The organism is Belnapia rosea (assembly GCF_900101615.1).
In the GTDB taxonomy this organism is placed as follows: Bacteria; Pseudomonadota; Alphaproteobacteria; order Acetobacterales; family Acetobacteraceae; genus Belnapia; species Belnapia rosea.
This window is the reverse complement of record NZ_FMZX01000005.1, coordinates 245834-266706: the sequence shown is the minus strand read 5'-3', so window position 1 is coordinate 266706 and position 20873 is coordinate 245834. Positions and strand designations below refer to the sequence as shown.

Genomic DNA, 20873 nt, shown 5'->3' with positions numbered 1-20873 from the left:
GATCGCCCACGTCGCGTCGGTGAAAACCTCGCACCCGTTCCTATCCGTCATGCCCCAAAATATGGCAACAGCATTCAAGCTCTAACAGGCCTTAGCGCATCAGCGTGTAGGGGAGCCAGGTAATCAGCCCGGGAAAGATCATCATGAGGGCCAGCGCCAGCGCCTGCATCGCTACAAATGGACCGACAGAGCGGTAGATGTCCGCCATCGTTACGTTCGCCGGCGCCACGCTCCGCAGATAGAACAAGTTGAAGCCGAAAGGTGGGGTTAGGAAGGCCATCTCCATGTTCACCACGAACAGCACGCCAAGCCAAACCGGATCGAAGCCGAGCTGGGCCGCAATCGGGAAGAAGAGCGGCGCTGTTAGAATCATGATCCCAATGGGATCGAGGAAGCATCCCATGATGATCCAGATTACCTGCATGCCGATCAGCACGCCCCACTTGCCGCCGGGCAGCAGCGACAGCGCGTCGCGGACCAACTGGTCAGCGCCTACCGCTGCGTAGAGCGAGGTGAAGATCGCGGCCGCGAAGACGATCCACATGACCATACAGCTGAGCCGCAGCGTTATCTTGCAAGATTCGTACAGAGCGGTCCAGGTCAGCCGTCCCTTGACCAGAGCGCAGAGCGTCGCCCCGAAAGCCCCGAGACCGGCTGCCTCGCTCGGCGTCGCCGCGCCAGCGATGATGCTGCCAAGCACGACCATGACCAGCACGATCGGCAGGATGACCGAGCGCAGCGCCACGAGCTTCTCAGGGAAGCTCGCGCGCTCATGCACGGGGACCGCTGGGCCGAGATGCGGCCAGATGGCGGAGACAACCAGGATGTAGATGGTGAACAGAGCGACGAGCACCAGGCCCGCGGTGATGCCGCCCATGAACAGCATGCCGACTGAAGTGTTGGTATAAAGGCCGAGCACGATCATGAGGACGCTTGGCGGGATCAGCACGCCGAGCGCGCCGCCGGCTGCAATGCTGCCGAGGCTGATGCCCTTGTCATAATTGTGGTTCAGCATTGACGGCAACGCCACCAGCCCCATCGTCACGGTTGCAGCGCCGCTAACGCCCACCAGAGCGGCGAAGATGGTGCAGACGAAGATCGTGCCGACGGCCAAGCCACCGCGGACCGCGCCGAGCCATTTCTGCATCATCGCGTAGAGGTCGCTGGCAATTCCGGAGCGCTCCAGCATCGCCCCCATGAAGATGAACATGGGTATCGCCAGCAGGACGAAGCTGGTGGCCGAGCTGAAGGTGCGGATGCCGACGGCGTAAAGCGCGTCCGGCCCCCACAGGAAGTAGGTGCCGATGACCGCTGAACCACCAAGCGAGAAGACCAGCGGAACGCCGGCCACCATCAGGAGGAGGAAGGAGCCGAAAAGGAGGACGGTGATGAGTTCGATGCTCACAGCGCCGGTTCCTCTCCAGCCATGCCCTTGGGCTCGGGAAGCAGTACCTGGCCCGTGAGGGCCATGTGGAGATCGCGCAGGAGCTTGGCGATTGCTTGCAGCAGGATCAACGCCGCGCCGACCGGCAGAACGAGGTAGACGGGAAACAGCGGCGGGCTCCAGTCTGAGTTCGCGCGCTGCCCGGTATCCCACGCTTCGTAGGTCATCACCGCTGTCTCGCGCAGCAGCACGGCGCAGTAGATGATGACAAAGCCGGCGGTGAGGACGTCGAGCGTTGCCTGCGCGCGCGGGCTGAGCCGCGCATAGACGATGTCCATCGCAACATGGTCGCGGTGCAACAGGGTGTAGCCGCCGCCAAGCAGGATGTAACCCGCGAAGACATAGCCAACGAGCTCGTTGCTCCAGGTGGTGGGCGCCTGAAGCACGTAGCGCTGGAACACCTCCCAGACGACCAGGCCGATCAGGCCGAGAATGGACAGTGCCGCCACACGGCCAACGGCGCCGTTCAGCGCCTCGATCACCTGGACAGCGAGCCTATAGGCTCTCATCGCATTATCCTTGGAATGGGTGCGTGCACAGTACGGGGCGGCTCCCGAGAGCCGCCCCATGCTGGCTGGCGCGTGAGGCCTCGGGACGGTCAGCCGCGATCAGATCTCGGCGGGGCGCAGGCCGAGGACATCGCGCGTGTCGGAGATGATCTTGAGCACGCGCTGCGTGTCCTCATCCTTTCCAGCCATGCGCTCGAGCGCCTCGCTCGAGATCTTCTTCATCGTGGCAAGGTCCTCGGGCGGCAGCGCGGCGAATTTGACCCCCGCCTGCTTCATGACACCAACCGCCTTCGCGCTGTTGATCGTGGACGTCGTGGCCCGCTCCACTGCGTAGATGCGGGTCGCCAGGTTCATCACCGTCTTGAGGTCGTCCGGCAGGCGATTGTAGGCCCGCATGCTCATGAACTGGTCCTCCATATCGAACTTGATGATGGAGGGTCCGAGATAGAACTTGGCGACCTCGTGCAGCTTCACCGCCACGAAGCCGTCCGGCGAGCCCCAATTGGAAGCGTCGATGACGCCGGTGGACATCGCGGTGTACTGCTCCTCGCCGGGGACTGTGACGATGCTGGCCCCTTGCGACTTCCAGATCTCGGCACCGAGTCCAAAGCTGCGGATTTTGAGGCCGCTGAAGTCGGAGAGCCGGCGTAGCTCTCGCCGCGACATCGTGGCGCCCCACTCATCGGAGTAAACGGGCCCGAGGAAATGTACGTTGTGCTTGGCAAACGCCGCACGGACGATACTGATCAGGTCGGTTTCGTGCCAGAGGTAGTCATAATGGTCCAGTGCGGAGAAGGCGAAAGGAATGCCCCATGTCCAGAGCGTGAAGGGGATCTTTCCCCTCCAGTAGACCTGCGCGCCATAGCCAATATCGACGACGCCCTTACCCACCGCGTCCAGCATCTCGAAAGTAGGTACCAGAGCGCCGGGCGGGAAAGCCTGGATTTGAATGCGTCCATTCGAGAGATCGGCCACGCGTTTCACATAGCGGGGCACGAGGACGTCCCACTCGGTCGTGCCCGGTCCGAGGAAAGACTGCATGCGGAAGCGGAACTCCGCCCGTTGGGCCTGTGCGCCGGTCGAGAGGCCGACCAGCGTGGCGAGCGGCACACCAGCCAAGCCCGCGCGGACAACATGTCGCCGACGGATCGCTACGCCGCCGACCTCGTGCACAATACGATCATTCTTGTCGCGATTGGTCATTGCTTTCCCCCCGAGACTTTTGCTCTGCGTCAAACAACTCAAAGCGTATGCAGGGAACAAGCAATATCCCTGCGGCTAATCGCGCTTGCGCATCTTGGCCACCGGGACAAAGGATCCCTGTGACTTATGTTGATTGATGATGAGACTAAGCTGGCCACGACGCATGCGCAACCGTCACGGGCAAGACCAATTTGATGCATCTCGAGTCTGCCGAAGGCTAATAGTCTGAATTCGAAATAAGATTGATCCTTCAAGTCGGTTTTGACACGTAGAGCAGTGCGCCGGCTGAGCCTCACCCTGTCGGGCCGACGTCTCGCGCTCGATTGGCGGCTGGCCCGCGGCGACGAGGTGCTGCCCTTGGCGGTGGTGGCCGACAGCCGTTCCCTGCGGTCAGCCCCAACCGCCTGGTTACGCCGCATCGATGGCGGCAAACTCGTTAAGGGGTGAAGCTGTTCGCGGTCTGCGACAAGCATGGCTCGCTGCTCGATCTCGAACTGCAACCGGCCAACACGGACGACCGCACGGGCGTTCTGCCGATGCTGCCACGGCTGGTCGCGCTCGGCATCGAAGGTGACCTCCTCGGCGACAGCGGCCATCGCGGGCCTGCGATGGCCGCTGCGCATCCAGCCCGTCTTGCGCCGCTCGGGACCAAGCAGGGCATCAAGGAACAGCCCCGCTGGGCGCGCTATCGGCTCTGCAGGAACAGCGGCCGCATCCACGCCTTGGCCATCCGCAGCGATGAGGCCCACAACTCCGGCGTCGCCTCGAAGGATGTACCCGCCATCGCGCTCGCTCCCGGCCGTAGCCAAAGGAGCAGGTCACCTACGAAATCGCAGTTGTAATGCTAGCGCCGGGCCGGCACCAGCGCCGCCAGCCTCCGCTCCAACTCGCCCAGCGCCGCCGCGAGCGCGGCCGAAAGCGCCGCCGCGGCCTCCGGCCCCGGAGCCCGGACATCGAGCCCGGCGGGTAGCGGCGCACTGCCCTCGGCCAGGAATTGGCCGAGGATGCGCGCCTCGCCCGACCCGGTCTGTGGCTCGGCCAGCAGCAGCACCGACAGGGCAGCGCGGGCGCGTCCGGCAGCCGGCTCCGCCTGCAGGCGGAGCAATTCGCCCTCCAGCACCAGATCGGGCCGAAGGCGGGAGCCCGGGAGGGTGATGGCGCTGAACCGCCCACTGGCCAGCAGCCAGCGCCGCAGCGCCTCCTCCACCAAGTCGGCCGGCGGGGCGATCCATTCCTGCCAGTAGGCGCTGCTGACCTCGCCATCGGCGCCGAGGCTGCGGAGACCACGCCCCTCCAGCCCCGGCCCCGCACGCAGGCTGCGGACCAGCAGCACCGGGGCGCGGGCGGCAGGCGTCGCGCGCCGTGGCCGCTCGGGCGCGAGGGCGAAGCGCTGGGTCTCCTGATAGGGGCGGTTCGGCAACACGCTGCAGCCGGTCAGGAGCGGCAGGAGGAGGAGGGGGCGGCGGGCGGTCATCGGCGGGACTCCGGCGCCGGTGGTGGCGCGCCGAGGATGGCCTGGGAGGGGTAGCGGCGAAGCTGTTCGGTGGTGTCGCGGAGATTGGCAATGGCGACGCGCAGGTCTCGCAGGATGGGGCCGAGCTCCGCCTGGAGGTCGGTGGTGGCGCCGCGCACGTTGCGCAGGCTGCCATCCAGCGTGCCGAGCGTGGCAGGGAGGCGGCCCACGACGCTGCGCAGCTCCGCCATGGCGGCAGCGGCATTGGCCAGGGTCTGTTGCGCGTCCCGCCCGTTGATGAGGGCGCGCGCATCGGCCGCGGTGCCGCGCAGCTCGGCGGCCAACGCCGGCAGGTCGGCGCCCTCGGCCTGGCCGCGGAGGCTGCGCAGCAGCGTGGCCGCCTCGCGCAGCGCCACGGCCGCATCGCCATCCCGCAACTGGCCGCGCAGCTCGGCAATGAGGCCGACCGTGTTGTCGAGCAGCCCGGCGAGATCGACGCTCTGCAGCTTCTGCAGCAGCTGCTCCGCCGCGGTCTGCACCTGGGCGACGGTCGAGGGCACGGCCGGCACATAGGGGAAGCGCGGCTCCCACGGGACTTCGCGCGGCGGGAAGCGGGCCGGGTCCAGGAAGTCCATCTCCAGGTAGTTCACCCCGGTGATGCCCTGTGCCGCGATGCGCACGCGGAGGCCGAGGCGCACCGCCTCGTCGACCGCGGGCACCTCGCCCGCTTTCGCCACATCGACGGCGAAGCGGACATAGACGAGCTGGAAGACGGCGCCGAAGGTGCTGCGGTCCGGCACGTGGTACTCGGCGGTGACGAGGCCGACCTCGGTGACCCGGCCGATGGCGACGCCGCGGTAGCGCACCGGCGAGCCGACATCGAGGCCCTGCACGGATTCCCGGATATAGGTCTCGTAGATCGTGCTGGTGCGGCCGAAGCGGTTGGCGGTGAAGAACAGGACGAAGCCGACGGTCAGCGCCAGCCCGGCCAGGACCAGCGCGCCGACGCGGAGATAGAGGCCCCGGGATTGCGGCATCGCCCTAGCCCCCCCGTCGCGCCGTCATGCCAGCACCTCGCGGCGGAAGAAGGCGCGGACAACCGGGTTTTCGCTCTCCTCCCTGAGGCGGCGCGGGTCGCCCTCGGCGATCAGGCCGCGGGCCTGCTTGTCGAGCATGATGCAGCGGTCGCCGATGGCGAGGATCGATTGCAGCTCATGCGTCACCACGACGAAGGTGGTGCCGAGGTCGCGTGCCAGCTGCCTGATCAAGGCATCGAGCCCCGCCGAGGTGATGGGGTCGAGCCCGGCCGAGGGCTCATCGAGGAAGAGGATGGGCGGGTCGAGCGCCATGGCGCGGGCGATGCCGGCGCGCTTGGCCATGCCGCCGGAGATCTCGGCCGGCAGGCGGCCGGCGGCATCGGCGAGGCCGACCAGGCCAAGCTTTGCCTGGGCGACCAGGCTGCGCGCCTCGGCCGGCAGGTCCGTATGCTCCTCGAGCGGCACTTCCACATTCTCGGCGAGGGTGAGCGAGCCGAAGAGCGCGCCGGACTGCCACATGACGCCGATGCGCCGCAGCAGGGCGGTGCGGGCGGCGCCGTCCAGCCCCCCCATCGGCTCGCCGAGGATATGGATGCTGCCCTCAGCCGGCGGGTAGAGGCCGATGACGTGCTTCAGCAGCGTCGACTTGCCGGAGCCGGAGCCGCCGAGGATGACGAAGACCTCGCCCCGGCGGACCTCGAAGGAGACATGCTCGAAGATCGTCCGCCCGTCGAAGCGGGCGGCGAGGTTCTCCACGCGGATGACGGCCTCCTCCGCCATCACCAGCCCAGCCGGAAGAAGAGGATGGAGAAGATGCCGTCCAGCACCACGATCGAGACGATGCCGCCGACCACCGCGGCGGTGGCCGCGTCGCCGACCGCGCGCGGCCCGCGCCCGGCCGAGAGCCCGGCGCGGCAGCCGACCAGCCCGATCGAGAGGCCGAAGACCGCCGCCTTGAACAGCCCGCCCATCAGGTCCTTCAGGCCGATGGCGGAGCGGAGCTGGTTGACGACGCCGACCGGCGGAAAGCCGAGCGAGCCCATCACCAGCCCCATGCCGATGAGGCCGGCGAGGTCCATCAGCAGCGCCAGGATGGGCATGACGAGGATGGCCGCCAGCAGCCGCGGCAGCACCAGCCAGGCGACCGGGTCGATGCCCATGATGCGCAGCGCGTCGATCTCCTCGTTCACCGTCATGGTGCCGAGCTCGGCGGCGAAGGCGGAGCCGGTACGGCCGGCGAGGATGACGGCGGCCATCAGCGGCCCGAGTTCCCGCAGCAGGGAGATGCCGACGAGGTTCGGGATGAAGCTCTGCGCCCCGAAGCGCCGCATCGGGATGGAGGACTGGAAGGCCAGGATCACGCCGATCAGCACGCCGAGCAGCAGGGTGAGGCCGAAGGCGCGCAACCCCGCCTCGTCCAGGTGCCGCAGCACCTCGGCCAGGCGGAGGCGCCAGGGCCGCCGGATCGTGCCGAGGCCGGCGACGACCGCCTCGCCGAGGAAGCCGATCTGGCTGAGCAGGTCCTGGCCGCGGCGGACCGTGGCCTGGCCGAGTTGCGCGAGGGCGGGCAGGCTGGGCGCCGCCGCGGCCGGTGGGGCGGCCAGTGCCTGGCGGGTGCGGTCCAGCACGGCCTGGAGCGGGCCGGGTGGGGGGCCGTGCCAGCGGGTCTCGCGCGCCAGCCGTTCCAGCCGCAGCAGCAGCACGGCGCCCGCGGTGTCGAGCCCGGTGAGGCCGGTGAGGTCGAGGGTCAGCACCCCTGCGTCCTGCGCCTGCCGCGTCGCCTCCGGCCAGAGCCGAGCGGTGGCGGCGGCATCCAGCCCGCCGGTGAAGGCGAGGCGGGTGGCCGGGCCCTCCACGGCGGTGACGAGGCTGGCCTCCATGCTCAGCGGCGGGGCAGGCGAAGCCGGCCGGGCGTGGTGGCCGGCCGGGCGCGGGGCGTCGTGGGTGCCGGGGCCGGCGCTGCTCTGGGGACCGGGGCGCCGCCCAGCGCGTGGAACAGCACCGCCGCGGCGGCGGAGACGTTCAGGCTCTCGACCAGGCCGCCACCGGTGAGCGTGACCCGCGCGGTGCAGGCCTCGAGCACCGGCTGGGTGGGGCCCTGTTCCTCATTGCCGAGCACCAGCGCGATCGGCCGGTCGCGCGGCAGGGCAGCCGGGGCGAGGCCGCCGGCGGCGACGGCGGCGACCACCAGGTAGCGGTCCTGCATGGCGCCCAGCAGGGCCGGCAACGCCTGGGCCCGCATCACCCGCAGCAGCTCGAGCCCCCCTTCCGCGGTGCGGAAGGCGGCGTCGGAGAGATCGGCCTGGCGCTGGTCCTCGGAGAGGAGCAGGGCGCGGCAACCGAAGAAGGCGGCGGAGCGGGCGATGGCGCCGAGATTGTGCGGGTTGCCGATGCCATCCAGCACCGGAAGCAGCGGCGCTTCCGGCATGTCCGCCGGCAGGGCGGGGCCGGGCAGGCGCTCGGCATAGCGCACCTGGGCGATGGCGCAGATGCCGCCATGATGCGGCGTGCCGGCGATGCGGGCCAGCTCCTCCGGCAGGACCTCCCGGTAGGGCCGCCGGCTGCGGGCGAGATGGGCGCAGAGTGGGCCCGCGAGGCGCCGCATCGCCTCGGTGTAGAAGAGGCGCAGCACCGCCTCCGGCCGGCGGATGAAGAGGGCGCGCACCGGGGCGGCGCCGCAGATGCGGTGCGGCTCGGGCGGGCGCGGCATGGGAGGCTGGAGCGGGGGATCAGGCAGCAAGCGTGGTCATCGCCTTGAACAGGGCTTCCGGCATCTCGATCCCCTCTGCTTCAGCGGTGGTGGCCAGGCCGGCCCGGCGGGTGCCGTCCTCGGCCGGCATGGCAGCGACAGGGTATCCACCCGTGGCAAATAGGTGGCCGCGTCGGCCATGGCACCGGGGCCGGCCGCCAGCAGCAGCGGGCCGAGGCGGGGCCGGTTGCCCGCCTCGGCGAGGGTGAGACGGGGCATGGGCTAGTCCATCGCCAGGGCGACCAGCACCCGGGCGGCGATGAGGGAGGAGACCCGGAGGTTGCTCTCCCGCGTCGCGCCGGCGATATGCGGGGTGAGGATGAGGTTCGGCGCGCCGGCCAGCGGGTTGCCGGGCGGCAGCGGCTCCTCCTCGAAGACGTCGAGCACGGCGCCGCCGAGCCGGCCGGAGCGGAGGGCGGCGGCCAGCGCCGCCTCGTCCACCACCCCGCCGCGGGAGGCGTTGACCAGCACCGCGCCCGGCTTCATGGCGGCGAGCAGGCCCGCCGAGACCAGGCCGCGCGTCGCCTCCTCGATCGGGACATGCAGGGTGATGGCATCCGCCGCCGCCACCAGGGCTTCCAGGGTAACGGATTCGGTGCCGGTCTCGGCCCAGCCGGAATGATCGATCGGCAGGATCGGGTCATGTGCGACGACGCGCATGCCGAAGGCCCGCGCCAGCCGGGCGACGCGGCGGCCGATATCGCCGAAGCCGAGGATGCCAAGGGTCTTGCCCGCCATCTCCCGCCCCGTGCTGAGGCGCTCGCGCGGCCAGGCCCCGGCGGCGATGGCGGCGGTCTCCTGGAAGGCGCCGCGCAGCAGCATGCCGACCGAGAGGATGGTGTATTCGGCGACCGAATCCGCATTGGCGCCGGCGGCCGGGATCACTTCCAGGCCACGGTTGCGGCAGGCGTCGAGGTCGATGTTGTAGAGGCCGACGCCGAGCCGGCCGAGCACCCGCAGCCGCGGCGCGGCGGCCAGCAGCGCGTCATCCACCCGGGTGCGGTTGCGGACGATCAGCGCCCGCGCCTCGGCCAGGACCAGGCGCAGCCGCTCCGGCGCGGTGCCGAGCGCGGGGTCGTAGAGCGTCGGATGGGCCGCGCTCAGCCGCGCGATGGCCGCTTCCTCCATGTATTCGGTGATGACGATATGGCCCATGGCCCGGAGGATAGCCCGCTTCGGCCCGGAAGTCCCGCCGCCCGATATTGCCCTGCGTTACGCGACGGGCAGGCGGATGATGAAGCGGGCGCCGGTGACCTTGCCCTCCGCGTCGCGCCGGTTCTCGGCGGCGATCCGGCCGCGCAGGCCCTCGACGATCTGCCGGCTGATCGAGAGGCCGAGGCCGGAATGCTTGCCGAAATGCTCGCCGCTCGGGCGTTCGGAATAGAAGCGCTCGAAGATGCCCTCGAGCTTGGCCTCGGGAATGCCGGGCCCTTCGTCCTCGACCACCACCTCGACCATGGCACCGGTCGGCCGGGCACGGACCCAGACGCGGCCATGCTTCGGGCTGAAGGAGAGCGCGTTGCCGAGCAGGTTGCGCATCACCTGCACCAGCCGCCCCTCGACGCCGCGCACCACAAGCGGGCCGGCCGGGGCTTCCAGAACCACCTCCGGCTCCTCCTCCTTCCGCGTCGCGTTGTGCAACTCGGCGAGGGTCGAGAGGATGGGGGAGATATCGACAGGAACCGCGACGGTTCGCGACAATTCGGCATCGACGCGGGAGCTGTCGGAGATGTCGGCGATGAGCCGGTCCATCCGCACCGCATCCTCGGCGATGATGGCGAGCAGGCGGCGCTGCTGGTCCGGGTTCTCGATGCGGCGGAGCGTTTCGATCGCGCTGCGGACGCTGGTGAGCGGGTTGCGCAACTCATGCGCCACATCGGCGGCGAAACGCTCATTGGTGTCGATACGGGCCCAGAGGGCGCGGGCGGCGGATTGCAGGTCGCGCGCCAGGATGCCGATCTCGTCCTCCCGCGCCAGCACGGCGGGGGGGACGCTGCCGCCCCGGCCCTCGCCCTGGCGCATGGCGGCGGCGGCGCCGGCCAGCTGCATAATCGGGTTGGCCAGCGTCTGCGCCAGGTAGAGCGAGAGCAGCACCGTCAGGATCAGCGAGATGACGAAGATGCCGAGCACGCTGGCGCGGATCTCGAACAGGCGCTGGTCCACCTCCCGTGCCTCCCGCGTCAGCAGGACGATGCCGACGGACTGGTTGCCGCGCCGCGCCGGCTCCGCCACCGAGACCAGCAGGCGGCCATCGGCGGTGCGGCGGATATAGGGGGTGACGCCGCCCTCGAGAGCGAGGCGCAGCTCCTCCCGCCGGTCGGGGCCGAGATTGGGCTGCCAGTCGAAGGAGGGGGCGTCGGGGGCGATATCGACCTCGACATCCGACTGGCCGCCGCGCGGCAGCAGGCGCAGCAGCCGGTCATAGAGGCCGGCGATGGTGATGGAGAAGGCGCCGCGCGGCTCCGGCGGCGGCAGCGGCTCCGTCACCACGGCGCCGCCGGAGCCCTCGCGCACCCGGCTGTCGGCGATGACGAGGCCGGTATTGTCGAACAGCCGGGCCTGGGTGTTGGGCGAGGGGTCCACCAGGCGGCGCAGCAGGGGGCGGACGGCTTCCGGCACCAGCACGGCGCGGTCGTCCTGCATGCGGGTGCCGGCCTCGGCGATGGCGCCGGCATAGATGCGGGCCTGGGTGCGCAGCGCCTCCACCTCGGCGGCGAGCAACCCGTTCTGGTACTGGTCGAGATAGAGCATGGCGGCCGCCAGCAGTGCCGGCGGCAGCACGTTCAGCAGCAGGATCCGCCGCAGCAGGGGCGAGACCCAGCGCTTCCGCCGGGGCGGGACGGGGGCATGCTGCTGGTCCTGGAGGACGCCGACATCGGGCATCGGCGCAGTCTAGCCGGTCCCGGCCCCCAAGTCGAAGCGTGCCGCCGGTCAGCCGGCGGCGAGGGCCTGCATGTCCTCCAGCGCCTCGGCGAATTCCTGCATGAACGAGTCCACCACGCCGCGGCAGGACTGGACGCTCTCCACCAGCCCGACGCCCTGGCCGACGAAGTAGCTGACCAGGGCCCGTGCTGCCTCGTTGCCGCCCTCCGCCGCGCGGTTGACCCGGGCCATGGCCGGCTCGCTGATCAGGCCCTGAAGGGGCATCGGCAGCGTGCCGGGGCTGTCCGGGCCTTCCCAGGCCTCGGTCCAGGCGGATTTCAGCTGCCGTGCCGGCTTGCCGGTACGGCCGCGCGAGCGGACGGTGTCGCGCGACCGGGCCGCCACCATCTTCTCGCGGAAGACCGGCGAGGTCTCGGCCTCCGCCGTGGCGAGCCAGACGGAGCCGGTCCAGACGCCGGCCGCGCCCATGGCCATGCAGCCAGCCATCTGCCGGCCGGTCATGATGCCGCCCGCGGCCAGCACCGGCGTGTCGCCGGCGACGCGGACCACCTCGGGCACCAGCACCATGGTCGAGACCTCGCCGCAATGCCCGCCGGCCTCGCCACCCTGGGCGACGATGATGTCGACGCCGGCCTGCACCTGGCGCAGCGCATGCTCCCGCGCGCCGACCAGCGCGGCGCAGGGGATGCCCCCTGCCTTGGCCCGCTCCAGCATCGAGGCGGGGGGCACGCCGAGGGCATTGGCGATGAGCCGGATCGGGTGGCGGAAGGCGACATCCATCAGCCGCTCGCCGGTCTCGCGCTGGTAGGGCGGCGGCCGGTCCGGATCGTCCCGCCGCCGGTCGCCGAGCGGGCGGTCGGGATCGACGCCATGGTGCTGCAGCAGGCCGCGCACGAAATCGCGGTGCTGCGGCGGGATCTGCGCCAGGAGGTCGGCGCTGCTGGCGCCGGCCCCGGTGCGGATGGTGAGGTTCTCCGGGATCAGCAGGTCCACGCCATAGGGTTTTCCTTCCACATGCGCGTCGATCCAGCGCAGCTCCGCCTCCAGCTCCTCCGGCGTGTAGCCGGCGGCGCCGAAGACGCCGAAGCCGCCGGCCCGGCTGACCGCGGCGACCACGTCGCGGCAATGGCTGAAGGCGAGCAACGGAAAGTCGATCCCGAGCATCGGGCGCAACCGTGTGTTCATGGCTGTATCCTCCCCTTCCCCTGGCACCTTCCCTTGGCGGCTTCGCGCCGCTCTGCGGGTGGCGGCTATTCGACCAGGCGCCACTGCACCAGCGTGTAGGGCGGCGTGGCCGCGTCATGCGGTTCGAACACCGCCTCCACCTCCGCGCCGATCGCGACCTCCTGCAGCGGATCGCCCAGCAGGTTGCCGACCATGCGCACGCCATCGGCGCCGGGCAGTTCGACCAGCACGATAAGGTAGGGGCCGTGGCCGTTCAGCGCCGGATGCACCGGATGGTGCGGCCGCTGCCAGCTGTAGATGCGGCCGCGCGGCGCCACCTCCGCCCAGCCGAGATCGAAGGAATGGCAGCGATGGCAGACCCATTCCGGGCCCCATTGGTGCTTGCCGCAGCCGGCGCATTTCTGGATGACCAGCTTGCCGGCGCGCGTGCCCTCCCAATAGGGCTGGGCGATCGGCTCCTGGGCGGGGGCGGGCAGGCCTTCCGGCAGGTAATGCGTGCTCACAGGGTTTCCTCCGTCCCGAGGATCAGGCTGCTGACTGGCGTCACCATGGGCCCGCCGATGACGAGGGAGACCTTCGGGTCCCGCACCTGGTTGCTGGCGGTGCCACGGAGCTGGCGCACCGCCTCGTTCACCATCTCGAGCCCATGCATGTAGCATTCGGCAAGGTTGCCGCCGCTGGTGTTGAGCGGCAGCCGGCCCGTATCGAAGCGCAGATTCTCCGGCACCATGAACTCGTTGGCCTCCTCGGCCGAGACCATGCCGTGCTCGATCATGCCGAGCAGCACGCCGCCGGTGAAATTCTCATAGGCCTGCAGGACGTCGACATCCTTCGGCCCGAGCTTCGCCATGGACCAGAGATTTTTCGCCACGGTCGGGAAATGCGCCGAGGCGTAGTCCGGCGCATTGTGGACCGGCGCCGCGCTGCGGTGGTGCCCGCCCTGCGCCGCACCGAGCAGGTAGGTCGGCTTGTGCGGCATGTCGCGGGCACGCTCGGCCGGGACGACCAGCACGGCGGCGGCGCCGTCATTCTCCATGCAGCAGTCGAAGAGCCGGTGGAAGGGCTCGATAATCCAGCGGCTGTCCTCGTATTTCGCCACATCCAGCGGGCGGCCGTTCATCACCGCGCGCGGGTTGGTCTGGGCGTGGTGGTAGGAGGTCAGCGCGATGGCGCGCAGCACCTCGTGGCGGATGCCGTGCTGTGTCATGAAGCGGGTGATCTTCATGGCGAAGCGCTGCGCCGGGGACATCAACCCATAAGGGGCAAGGAAGGCATCGTCGCCGCCGATTGCCGCCGCCTGGTTGCCGCGCCCATAGCGGGCGAACTGCCCCTGGGCGAGGGAGCGGAAGGCGATGACGCAATTCGCCATGCCCGAATGCACCGCGGCGCCCGCATTGGCGACCGCCGCCGCCACGCCGCCGCCGCCACCGCCCCAATGCATGTTGGAGAAGCGCAGCTCATGGATGCCGAGCGCCGCCGCCAGGCGCGGGCCGTCCGAACGGTCCCCGCCATAGGAGGCGAAGCCATCCACCTCGCGCGGATCGACCCCGGCATCACGGCAGGCGTTGAGGATCGCCTCCAGCGCCAGCTTGAATTCCGCATCGGGCGACTTGCCATGCTTGTAGTAGGTCGTCTCGCCGATCCCGGCGATGGCGACCTTGCCGCGCAATGTGCGCTCGCTCATCCCTGCCCTCCTTCAGGCCGCGGCATCGGCGAAGAGGCGCCGGCCGATGATCTCTTTCATCACTTCCGTCGCCCCGCCGGCGATGCGGGTGACGCGCGTATCCGCCCAGGCGCGGGCGATCGGCATCTCCGCCATGTAGCCGGCACCGCCGAAGAGCTGGAGGCAGCGGTCCACCACCTCCCATTGCAGGTCGGTGCAGAACAGCTTGGCCATGCCGGCCTCGACCGGATCGAGCGCCTTCTCCATCTGGAGGGCGATGAAGCTGTCGGTCATCGCCCGTGCCGCGGCGGTCTTCGCCGCCAGCTCCGCCAGCACGAAGCGGGTATTCTGGAAATCGGCGATGGTGCCGCCGAAGGCCTTGCGGCTCCGCGTATGCTCGACGGTCCAGCCGATGACCGTCTCGCAGGTGACTGCGCTGCGGACGGCCTGCACCAGCCGCTCCCGCGCCAGGTTGGTCATCAGCATGCGGAAGCCCTCACCCTCGGCGCCGAGGCGGTGGCCGGCGGGCACGCGCACCTCGTCGAAGAACAGCTCCGAGGTGTCCTGGGCATGCATGCCGAGCTTCTTCAGGTTCCGCCCGCGGCGGAAGCCCGGGCTGTCGGCCTCGACGACGAGGAGGCTGATGCCGCGCGCGCCCGCCGAAGGGTCCGTCTTGGCGGCGACGACGACGACATCGGCATTCTGGCCGTTGGAGATGTAGGTCTTCTGCCCGCTGAGCACATAGCCGTTGCCGTCGCGCTCGGCACGGGTCCGCATGCCCTTGAGGTCGCTGCCCGCATCGGGCTCGGTCATGGCGATGGCGGCGATCAGGCTGCCATCCACCATGCCCGGCAGCCAGCGCCGCTTCTGCTCCTCGTCGCCGAATTTGGCGATGTAGGTGGCGACCATGTCGGAATGCACGGAGAAGCCGGGGCCGGAGAGGTTGGCCCGCGCCAGCTCCTCCGTCACCACGGCGCAGTGGCCGTAATCGCCGCCCGGGCCGCCATACTCCTCCGCCACGTCGCAGCAGAGCAGCCCGGCCTCGCCGGCGGCCCGCCAGGCCTCGCGCGGGACGATGCCGGCCTCTTCCCAGGCCTCGTTCTGCGGCACCAGCGCCGTCTCGATGAAGCGCCGGACGGAATGGCGGAACTGCTCGTGCCCGGCCGTGAAGACCGTGCGTGGCCGATTGAACATGCGGCCTTCCTCCCCTGATGAGCCGCTTGCGCGCGGGTTATTATTCGCTTGCGTATGATAAGTATGCGAACCAGATTGCACGCCTTCGCGGGGGAGGACAAGCATGCATTTCGCACCCGGCGCGGGGCGCTGATGCCGCCTGCCGCCGCGCGGCGCGCCCGGGGCGCGCGCAGCGAATTCCGCATCAACTTCCTGGTCCATGATGTCTCGCGCCTGCGGCAGATCCTGTTCGACCAGCAGATGCGCCCGCATGGCGTGACGCGGGCCCAGTGGTGGGTGCTGGCGCAGCTGTCGCGCGGCGGCGATGACGGGATGACGCAGACCGAGCTCGCCCGCCTGCTCGGCCTTGGCAAGGTGGCGACGGGCAGCATGCTGGACCGGCTGGAGGCGCTCGGCCTGGTGACGCGGCGCGACGATGCGCTCGACCGCCGCATCCGCCGCGTCTCGATGACGGCCAAGGGGCAGGCGCTGCTGGAGCGGATGATGACGATCGGCCGCGCCCTGGATGCGGTGGTGCTGGCCGGGCTGTCGGCGGAGGATCTGGCGACGGCCGACCATGTGCTGACGACCATCAAGCGCAACCTGCGCCGCGCGCTGCAGGAGGCCGATGCGCCGCCGGCGGATGACGACCCGGATGCCCCGCTGTTGCGCTGACCAATCAAAGGAGGAGACGCCAGGGATGACCGAATTCGACCCCGCCCGGCACCGCATGGTGCCGGAGCAGCGCTACCTCGAGGACTTCATGCCCGGCGAGCGCTTCATCCTGCCAAGCCGGACGATGACGGAGGCGATCTTCCTCGCCTTCCAGGCGGCGAGCGGGGACAACCACCCGGTGCATTACGATGTGGAGTACTGCCGCGCCCGTGGCATGCCGCATATGCTGGCGCATGGCCTGCAGACGCTGATCCAGACCGCGCCCGGTGCCGGCTTGTTCCCCTATCTGGTCGAGGAGTCCCTCATCGGCTTCCTCGAGCAGTCCAGCCGCTTCCACAAGCCGGTCTTCGCCGGCGATACGCTGTACCCGGCCCTGGAAGTCAGCGAAGTCACGCCGGGGCGGACCACCGGCGTCGTCGGCCTCACGAGCACCGTGCACAACCAGCGCCGTGAGCTGGTGCTGGATGGCACGATGCGCTTCCTGCTGCGCAAGCGGGACGCGGCGCCCGCCTGACGGTTCAGACCAGCGCCAGGATCACGCCGCCCAGCGCGGCGGCGCCGCCCACGGCCTGCGCCGCCCGGCGCGCCCAGGGTGCCACCGGGCTGGCGAGGGCGAGGCCCGCCGCATGCAGCGCCGCCGTGCCGGCCAGCATGCCGAAGAAGGCCGCGCCGGCCGCCATCTCGGTCCCATGAGCATGGCCATGCAGCAGGCCGAAGCCGGCGGCCAGCGCCACGCCGATGGCGAGCGGCGGCTGCAGGGCCAGCGCCGCCAGGGCGCCGAGCACGATGACGGAGGCGATGATGCCCGTCTCCACCCCCGGCAGCGCCAGGCCGGCAAAGCCGAGCAGCGCGCCGCCCGCCATGCCGGCCAGGAAGCCGGCCGGCAGCGCCAGCCTCGCGCGGCCGCCCTGCAGCCCGGCCCAGAGACCGACCATCACCATGGCCAGCAGGTGGTCCGCCCCGGAGAAGGGATGCAGGACGCCGGCCATGAGCCCGTGATGCAGCCCGTCACCGACATGGGCGAAGGCCGGAGCCGGCAGGAGAAGGACCGAGGCGAGAAGAATGATCGGGTTCATCAGGCAGCCTTTCGCGGGGCGATCCCGCCCTGGGTGAGGATGAAGTCGGCGATCTCGGCCACGCCGAGATCCTCCTTGAGGTTGGTGAAGATGAAGGGCCGCGCACCGCGCATCCGCCGTGCGTCGCGGTCCATCACCGAGAGATCGGCCCCGACCAGCGGTGCCAGATCGATCTTGTTGATCACCAGCATGTCGGAGCGGGTGATGCCGGGCCCGCCCTTGCGGGGGATCTTGTCCCCGGCCGAGACGTCGATGACATAGATCGTCAGGTCGGCGAGCTCCGGGCTGAAGGTCGCCGCGAGGTTATCGCCGCCGCTCTCGATGAACAGCACCTCGAGCCCAGGGAAGCGCTGCACCATGTCATGCACCGCGGCGAGGTTGATGCTGGCATCCTCGCGGATGGCGGTATGCGGGCAGCCGCCGGTCTCGACGCCGGCGATGCGCGTCGGGTCCAGCGCCCCGGCGCGGGTGAGGAATTCGGCGTCCTCCTTGGTGTAGATGTCGTTGGTGATAACGGCGATGTCGTGCGTCTCGCGCAGGTGGCGGCAGAGGCGTTCCGTCAATGCCGTCTTGCCGGAGCCGACGGGGCCGCCAATGCCGACGCGGAAGGGGCCATTGCTCATGAGCGGAAGAGCCTCGTGTACTGCGTCTCGTGACGCATGGAGAAGAGATCGAGCAGCGGCGCGGCCGTGCCGAGCGTATCCAGCTCGGCCGCCATGGCCGCATCCGTCGCCTGTTCCACGACGGGATGCAAGGAGGCAGTGGCTATCTGCCCATCGGTCTGGCCGAGCGGCACCAGCCGCACCCCGGCCGAGACGAGGTTGGCCGCGAAGCCGGCCAGCCATCCGGCGAGGGCCGGGCGCAGGGGCAGCCCATGGAAGCCCGCCGCGGCGCCGAAGGCCACCGGATGCGCGAGGCGGCGCGGGTGGCGGGCGGCGAGGGCGGCAAAGCGCGGCTCCGGCCAGGCGGAGTGCGTCACGCTGGTGAAGGCGGTGCCCTGCGCCATCGTCTCCAGGGCAAACTCCGCCGAGCCGCGCCAGGCGGCGGCCAGTTCCGCCACCTCGTCCAGCGCTGCATCGTCCCCGGCGGCGGCGCCGCGCCAGGCGGCGGCGAGCAGCGCCCCATCCACCCGCCCGGCGCCGGCCAGAAGCACGGTCTGGATGTAGCCGGTGAGGGTGACGCGGTTCGTCACCCGCCCATCCTCCACCGCCGTCTCCAGACCATGGCTGTAGGTATAGGCGCCGACCGGATAGGCCGGCGAGAGCCAGGCCAGCAGCCGGTAGAGCGCCGCGCCCTCAGTGATGATGGTCATGGCCGTCATGGTGATGGTGGTGATGCCCCGGCTGCCGGTTGTGCTCGCCATAGGCGCCGCCTTCCGGGTTGAAGGGCTCCTCCACCTTCCGCAATTCGGCGCCGAGGCCCTGCAGCATGGCGACGATCACGTGGTCGTCGCGGATCAGCAGCCGGTCGGGCTGGATTTCCGTCGGCAGGTGGCGGTTGCCGAGATGCCAGGCGAGGCGCATCAGCCGGCCCAGGCTTTCGGCCCGCACCTCCACCAGCGGCTCCGGCGCGGCGCGAACGAGGATGACGCCGCCTTCCTCCAGCAGCAGCCCGTCGCCCTGACGCAGCGCCACGGCCTCCTCGAGGTCGAGCAGGAAGGCGAAGCCGTCCTCGGCGACATAACGCTTGCGGCGGCGGAAGCGGTCGTCGAAGTCGAGCGTCACGACGTGGCGCGCGGTGCGCTCGATCCAGCCGCCGGCAGGCAGGACCTGGGTGGCGCGGGGGAGTACGTCGCTCATCAGAACAGGAAGTACCGTTGGGCCATGGGCAATACCTTCGCCGGCTCGCAGACCAGCAACTCGCCATCCGCCCGGACCTCGTAGGTCTCGGGATCGACCTCGATCCTCGGCAGGGTGTCGTTCAGCACCATGTCGCGCTTGCCGATGCCGCCCCGGGTGTTCTGCACCGCCAGCAGCTCCCGCTGCAGCCCGAGGCGGGCGCCGATGCCATCCTCCAGCGCCGCGGCGGAGGTGAAGGTGACGGCGCTGTTCACCATCGCCTTGCCGAAGCCCGCGAACATCGGCCGGTAATGCACCGGCTGCGGCGTCGGGATGGAGGCGTTGGGGTCGCCCATCGGCGCCATGGCGATGGAGCCGCATTTCAGCACCATGTCCGGCTTCACCCCGAAGAAGGCCGGCGACCAGAGCACCAGGTCCGCCAGCTTGCCCACCTCCACGCTGCCGACATGCGCGCTGATGCCCTGCGCGATGGCCGGGTTGATGGTGTATTTGGCGATGTAGCGGCGGATGCGGAGGTTGTCGTTCTCGCCCGTCTCGCCCGGCAGGCGGCCGCGCTGCTGCTTCATCTTGTGCGCGGTCTGCCAGGTGCGGATGATGACCTCGCCGACCCGGCCCATCGCCTGGCTGTCGGAGGACATCATGGAGATGGCGCCGAGATCGTGCAGGATGTCCTCGGCGGCGATGGTCTCGCGGCGGATGCGGCTCTCGGCGAAGGCCACATCCTCCGGGATGCGCGGGTCGAGGTGGTGGCAGACCATGAGCATGTCGAGATGCTCGTCCACCGTGTTGACCGTGTAGGGCATCGTCGGGTTGGTGGAGCTCGGCAGGAAATTCGGCTCGCCGACGACGCGCAGGATGTCCGGCGCATGCCCGCCGCCCGCGCCCTCGGTATGGAAGGCCTGGATGGTGCGGCCCTGGATGGCGCGGATGGTGCTCTCGACGAAGCCGCTCTCGTTCAGCGTGTCGGTATGGATCGCCACCTGGATGTCGAAGGCATCGGCGATGGCAAGGCAGGTGTCGATCGCCTTCGGCGTCGTGCCCCAGTCCTCATGCAGCTTGAGGCCGCAGGCGCCGCCGCGCACCTGCTCCTCCAGCCCCGCCGGCAGGGCGGCATTGCCCTTGCCGAGGAAGCCAAGGTTGACGGGGAAGCTCTCCGCCGCCTGCAGCATCCGCGCCATGTGCCAGGGCCCCGGCGTCGCGGTGGTCGCCAGCGTCCCATGCGCCGGCCCGGTGCCGCCGCCGAACATGGTGGTGATGCCGGAGGCCAGGGCCTCCTCGATCTGCTGCGGGCAGATGAAGTGGATGTGGACGTCGAGCCCGCCGGCGGTGAGGATGCGCCCCTCGCCGGCGATGATCTCCGTCCCCGGCCCGATGATGATGGTGACGCCGGCTTGCGTGTCCGGGTTGCCTGCCTTGCCGATGGCGGCGATGCGCCCGTCCTTGAGGCCCAGATCCGCCTTCACGATGCCCCAGTGATCCAGGATGAGGGCATTGGTGATGACGGTATCCATCGCCCCCGCGGCGCGCGTCACCTGGCTTTGGCCCATGCCGTCGCGGATGACCTTGCCGCCGCCGAATTTCACCTCCTCGCCATAGGTGGTGAAGTCCTGCTCCACCTCGAGGATGAGGTCGGTATCGGCCAGCCGCAGCCGGTCGCCGGTGGTCGGGCCATACATGCCGGCATAGGCGCTGCGCGAGAGGCGTGCGGGCATCAGACCTGTCCTTCCGTCTCGCCGCGGAACCCATGCACCAGGCGCCGGCCGCCGAAGGGGATCAGCCGGACGCTGCGGCTTTGCCCCGGTTCGAACCGCACCGCCGTCCCGGCCGGGATATCGAGCCGCCGGCCGCGCGCCTGGGCGCGGTCGAAGGTCAGGGCCGGGTTGGTTTCGGCGAAGTGATAGTGGCTGCCGACCTGGATCGGCCGGTCACCGGCATTGCCGACCTCGATCTCGATGCTGTCGGCACCGGCGTTCAGCTCGATCTCGCCCGTGGCCGGGAAGAGCTCACCCGGGATCATGGCCTGT

The 20873-nt window shown here is 70.0% G+C and carries 22 protein-coding genes and 2 pseudogenes; 3 read left to right on the top strand and 21 right to left on the bottom strand.

What is annotated here, in order from left to right:
• Positions 1-91: 91 nt before the first annotated feature.
• The 3 genes from BLR02_RS12990 to dctP all read right to left on the bottom strand — a co-directional run bounded on the left by BLR02_RS12990 (position 92) and on the right by dctP (position 3156).
• Positions 92-1405 (bottom strand): TRAP transporter large permease, encoded by a 1314-nt coding sequence (locus BLR02_RS12990; protein ID WP_090563698.1) that lies wholly within the window; start codon positions 1403-1405, stop codon positions 92-94.
• Positions 1402-1926, bottom strand: coding sequence for a TRAP transporter small permease subunit (locus BLR02_RS12985; RefSeq protein ID WP_176952800.1), 525 nt, complete (start codon positions 1924-1926; stop codon positions 1402-1404). The genes BLR02_RS12990 and BLR02_RS12985 overlap by 4 nt, the downstream gene beginning before the upstream one ends.
• 126 nt (positions 1927-2052) lie before the next feature.
• Positions 2053-3156, bottom strand: coding sequence for a TRAP transporter substrate-binding protein DctP (dctP, locus tag BLR02_RS12980; RefSeq protein ID WP_090563702.1), 1104 nt, complete (start codon positions 3154-3156; stop codon positions 2053-2055).
• Between the two features lie 443 nt (positions 3157-3599).
• Here dctP and BLR02_RS30990 point away from each other — a divergent pair.
• Positions 3600-3785 (top strand): annotated as a pseudogene (locus tag BLR02_RS30990) (hypothetical protein); the annotation flags it as partial.
• Here BLR02_RS30990 and BLR02_RS28625 read toward each other — a convergent pair.
• The 12 genes and pseudogenes from BLR02_RS28625 to BLR02_RS12925 all read right to left on the bottom strand — a co-directional run.
• A pseudogene (locus BLR02_RS28625) lies at positions 3771-3940 on the bottom strand (IS701 family transposase); the annotation flags it as partial. The pseudogenes BLR02_RS30990 and BLR02_RS28625 sit on opposite strands and share 15 nt — an antisense overlap.
• Positions 3941-4000: 60 nt before the next feature.
• A complete protein-coding gene (locus tag BLR02_RS12970) occupies positions 4001-4630 on the bottom strand; it encodes an ABC-type transport auxiliary lipoprotein family protein (protein WP_090563704.1) in 630 nt (209 codons plus the stop codon).
• Positions 4627-5646, bottom strand: a complete 1020-nt coding sequence (locus tag BLR02_RS12965) for an MlaD family protein (RefSeq protein ID WP_090563707.1) — start codon at positions 5644-5646, stop codon at positions 4627-4629. The genes BLR02_RS12970 and BLR02_RS12965 overlap by 4 nt, the downstream gene beginning before the upstream one ends.
• 24 nt (positions 5647-5670) lie before the next feature.
• Entirely contained in the window at positions 5671-6426 is a 756-nt protein-coding gene (locus BLR02_RS12960) for an ABC transporter ATP-binding protein (RefSeq protein WP_090563710.1), read from the bottom strand.
• Positions 6426-7526 carry an ABC transporter permease gene (locus tag BLR02_RS12955; RefSeq protein ID WP_090663488.1) on the bottom strand — a complete coding sequence of 367 codons (1101 nt, stop codon included), beginning with the start codon at positions 7524-7526 and terminating at the stop codon, positions 6426-6428. Before BLR02_RS12955 ends, BLR02_RS12960 begins: the two co-directional genes overlap by 1 nt.
• A gap of 2 nt (positions 7527-7528) precedes the next feature.
• Positions 7529-8356: a TrmH family RNA methyltransferase gene (locus BLR02_RS12950; RefSeq protein ID WP_090663487.1), complete on the bottom strand. Its 828-nt coding sequence runs from the start codon at positions 8354-8356 to the stop codon at positions 7529-7531.
• Positions 8357-8617: 261 nt separating this feature from the next.
• A complete protein-coding gene (locus BLR02_RS12945) occupies positions 8618-9550 on the bottom strand; it encodes a hydroxyacid dehydrogenase (protein ID WP_090563718.1) in 933 nt (310 codons plus the stop codon).
• 57 nt (positions 9551-9607) lie between these two features.
• On the bottom strand, positions 9608-11278 hold the full coding sequence (locus BLR02_RS12940) for a stimulus-sensing domain-containing protein (protein ID WP_090663486.1): 1671 nt from the start codon (positions 11276-11278) through the stop codon (positions 9608-9610).
• A 48-nt stretch (positions 11279-11326) separates the two neighbouring features.
• On the bottom strand, positions 11327-12463 hold the full coding sequence (locus BLR02_RS12935) for an NAD(P)H-dependent flavin oxidoreductase (RefSeq protein WP_090663485.1): 1137 nt from the start codon (positions 12461-12463) through the stop codon (positions 11327-11329).
• A gap of 65 nt (positions 12464-12528) precedes the next feature.
• Positions 12529-12966 (bottom strand): Zn-ribbon domain-containing OB-fold protein, encoded by a 438-nt coding sequence (locus BLR02_RS12930; protein ID WP_218127931.1) that lies wholly within the window; start codon positions 12964-12966, stop codon positions 12529-12531.
• Complete coding sequence (locus BLR02_RS30065; protein ID WP_218127930.1) at positions 12963-14147, bottom strand: thiolase C-terminal domain-containing protein; 1185 nt, start codon at positions 14145-14147, stop codon at positions 12963-12965. Before BLR02_RS30065 ends, BLR02_RS12930 begins: the two co-directional genes overlap by 4 nt.
• A 12-nt stretch (positions 14148-14159) precedes the next feature.
• A complete protein-coding gene (locus tag BLR02_RS12925; RefSeq protein WP_090563726.1) occupies positions 14160-15320 on the bottom strand; it encodes an acyl-CoA dehydrogenase family protein in 1161 nt (386 codons plus the stop codon).
• 132 nt (positions 15321-15452) lie between these two features.
• On the opposite strand from BLR02_RS12925, the gene BLR02_RS12920 reads away from it, so the two are divergent.
• Together BLR02_RS12920 and BLR02_RS12915 are read left to right on the top strand one after the other, a co-directional pair.
• The gene (locus BLR02_RS12920) at positions 15453-15974 is read left to right on the top strand and encodes a MarR family winged helix-turn-helix transcriptional regulator (protein WP_176849550.1); all 522 of its coding nucleotides are present in this window, start codon (positions 15453-15455) and stop codon (positions 15972-15974) included.
• A gap of 25 nt (positions 15975-15999) precedes the next feature.
• Positions 16000-16488, top strand: a complete 489-nt coding sequence (locus BLR02_RS12915; protein ID WP_090663482.1) for a MaoC family dehydratase — start codon at positions 16000-16002, stop codon at positions 16486-16488.
• Between the two features lie 4 nt (positions 16489-16492).
• On the opposite strand, the gene BLR02_RS12910 is transcribed toward BLR02_RS12915, so the two are convergent.
• From BLR02_RS12910 to BLR02_RS12885, 6 genes are read right to left on the bottom strand one after another with little or no spacing between them, the layout of a single operon-like run.
• The gene (locus BLR02_RS12910) at positions 16493-17050 is read right to left on the bottom strand and encodes a HupE/UreJ family protein (RefSeq protein ID WP_090663481.1); all 558 of its coding nucleotides are present in this window, start codon (positions 17048-17050) and stop codon (positions 16493-16495) included.
• Positions 17050-17673 (bottom strand): urease accessory protein UreG, encoded by a 624-nt coding sequence (gene ureG, locus BLR02_RS12905; protein ID WP_090663480.1) that lies wholly within the window; start codon positions 17671-17673, stop codon positions 17050-17052. Before ureG ends, BLR02_RS12910 begins: the two co-directional genes overlap by 1 nt.
• Positions 17670-18413, bottom strand: coding sequence for an urease accessory protein UreF (locus BLR02_RS12900; protein ID WP_090663479.1), 744 nt, complete (start codon positions 18411-18413; stop codon positions 17670-17672). Before BLR02_RS12900 ends, ureG begins: the two co-directional genes overlap by 4 nt.
• Positions 18346-18849, bottom strand: coding sequence for an urease accessory protein UreE (locus BLR02_RS12895; protein ID WP_090563736.1), 504 nt, complete (start codon positions 18847-18849; stop codon positions 18346-18348). The genes BLR02_RS12900 and BLR02_RS12895 overlap by 68 nt, the downstream gene beginning before the upstream one ends.
• A complete protein-coding gene (ureC, locus tag BLR02_RS12890; protein WP_090563738.1) occupies positions 18849-20561 on the bottom strand; it encodes an urease subunit alpha in 1713 nt (570 codons plus the stop codon). Before ureC ends, BLR02_RS12895 begins: the two co-directional genes overlap by 1 nt.
• A complete protein-coding gene (locus tag BLR02_RS12885; RefSeq protein WP_090663478.1) occupies positions 20561-20866 on the bottom strand; it encodes an urease subunit beta in 306 nt (101 codons plus the stop codon). Before BLR02_RS12885 ends, ureC begins: the two co-directional genes overlap by 1 nt.
• Positions 20867-20873: the final 7 nt, after the last annotated feature.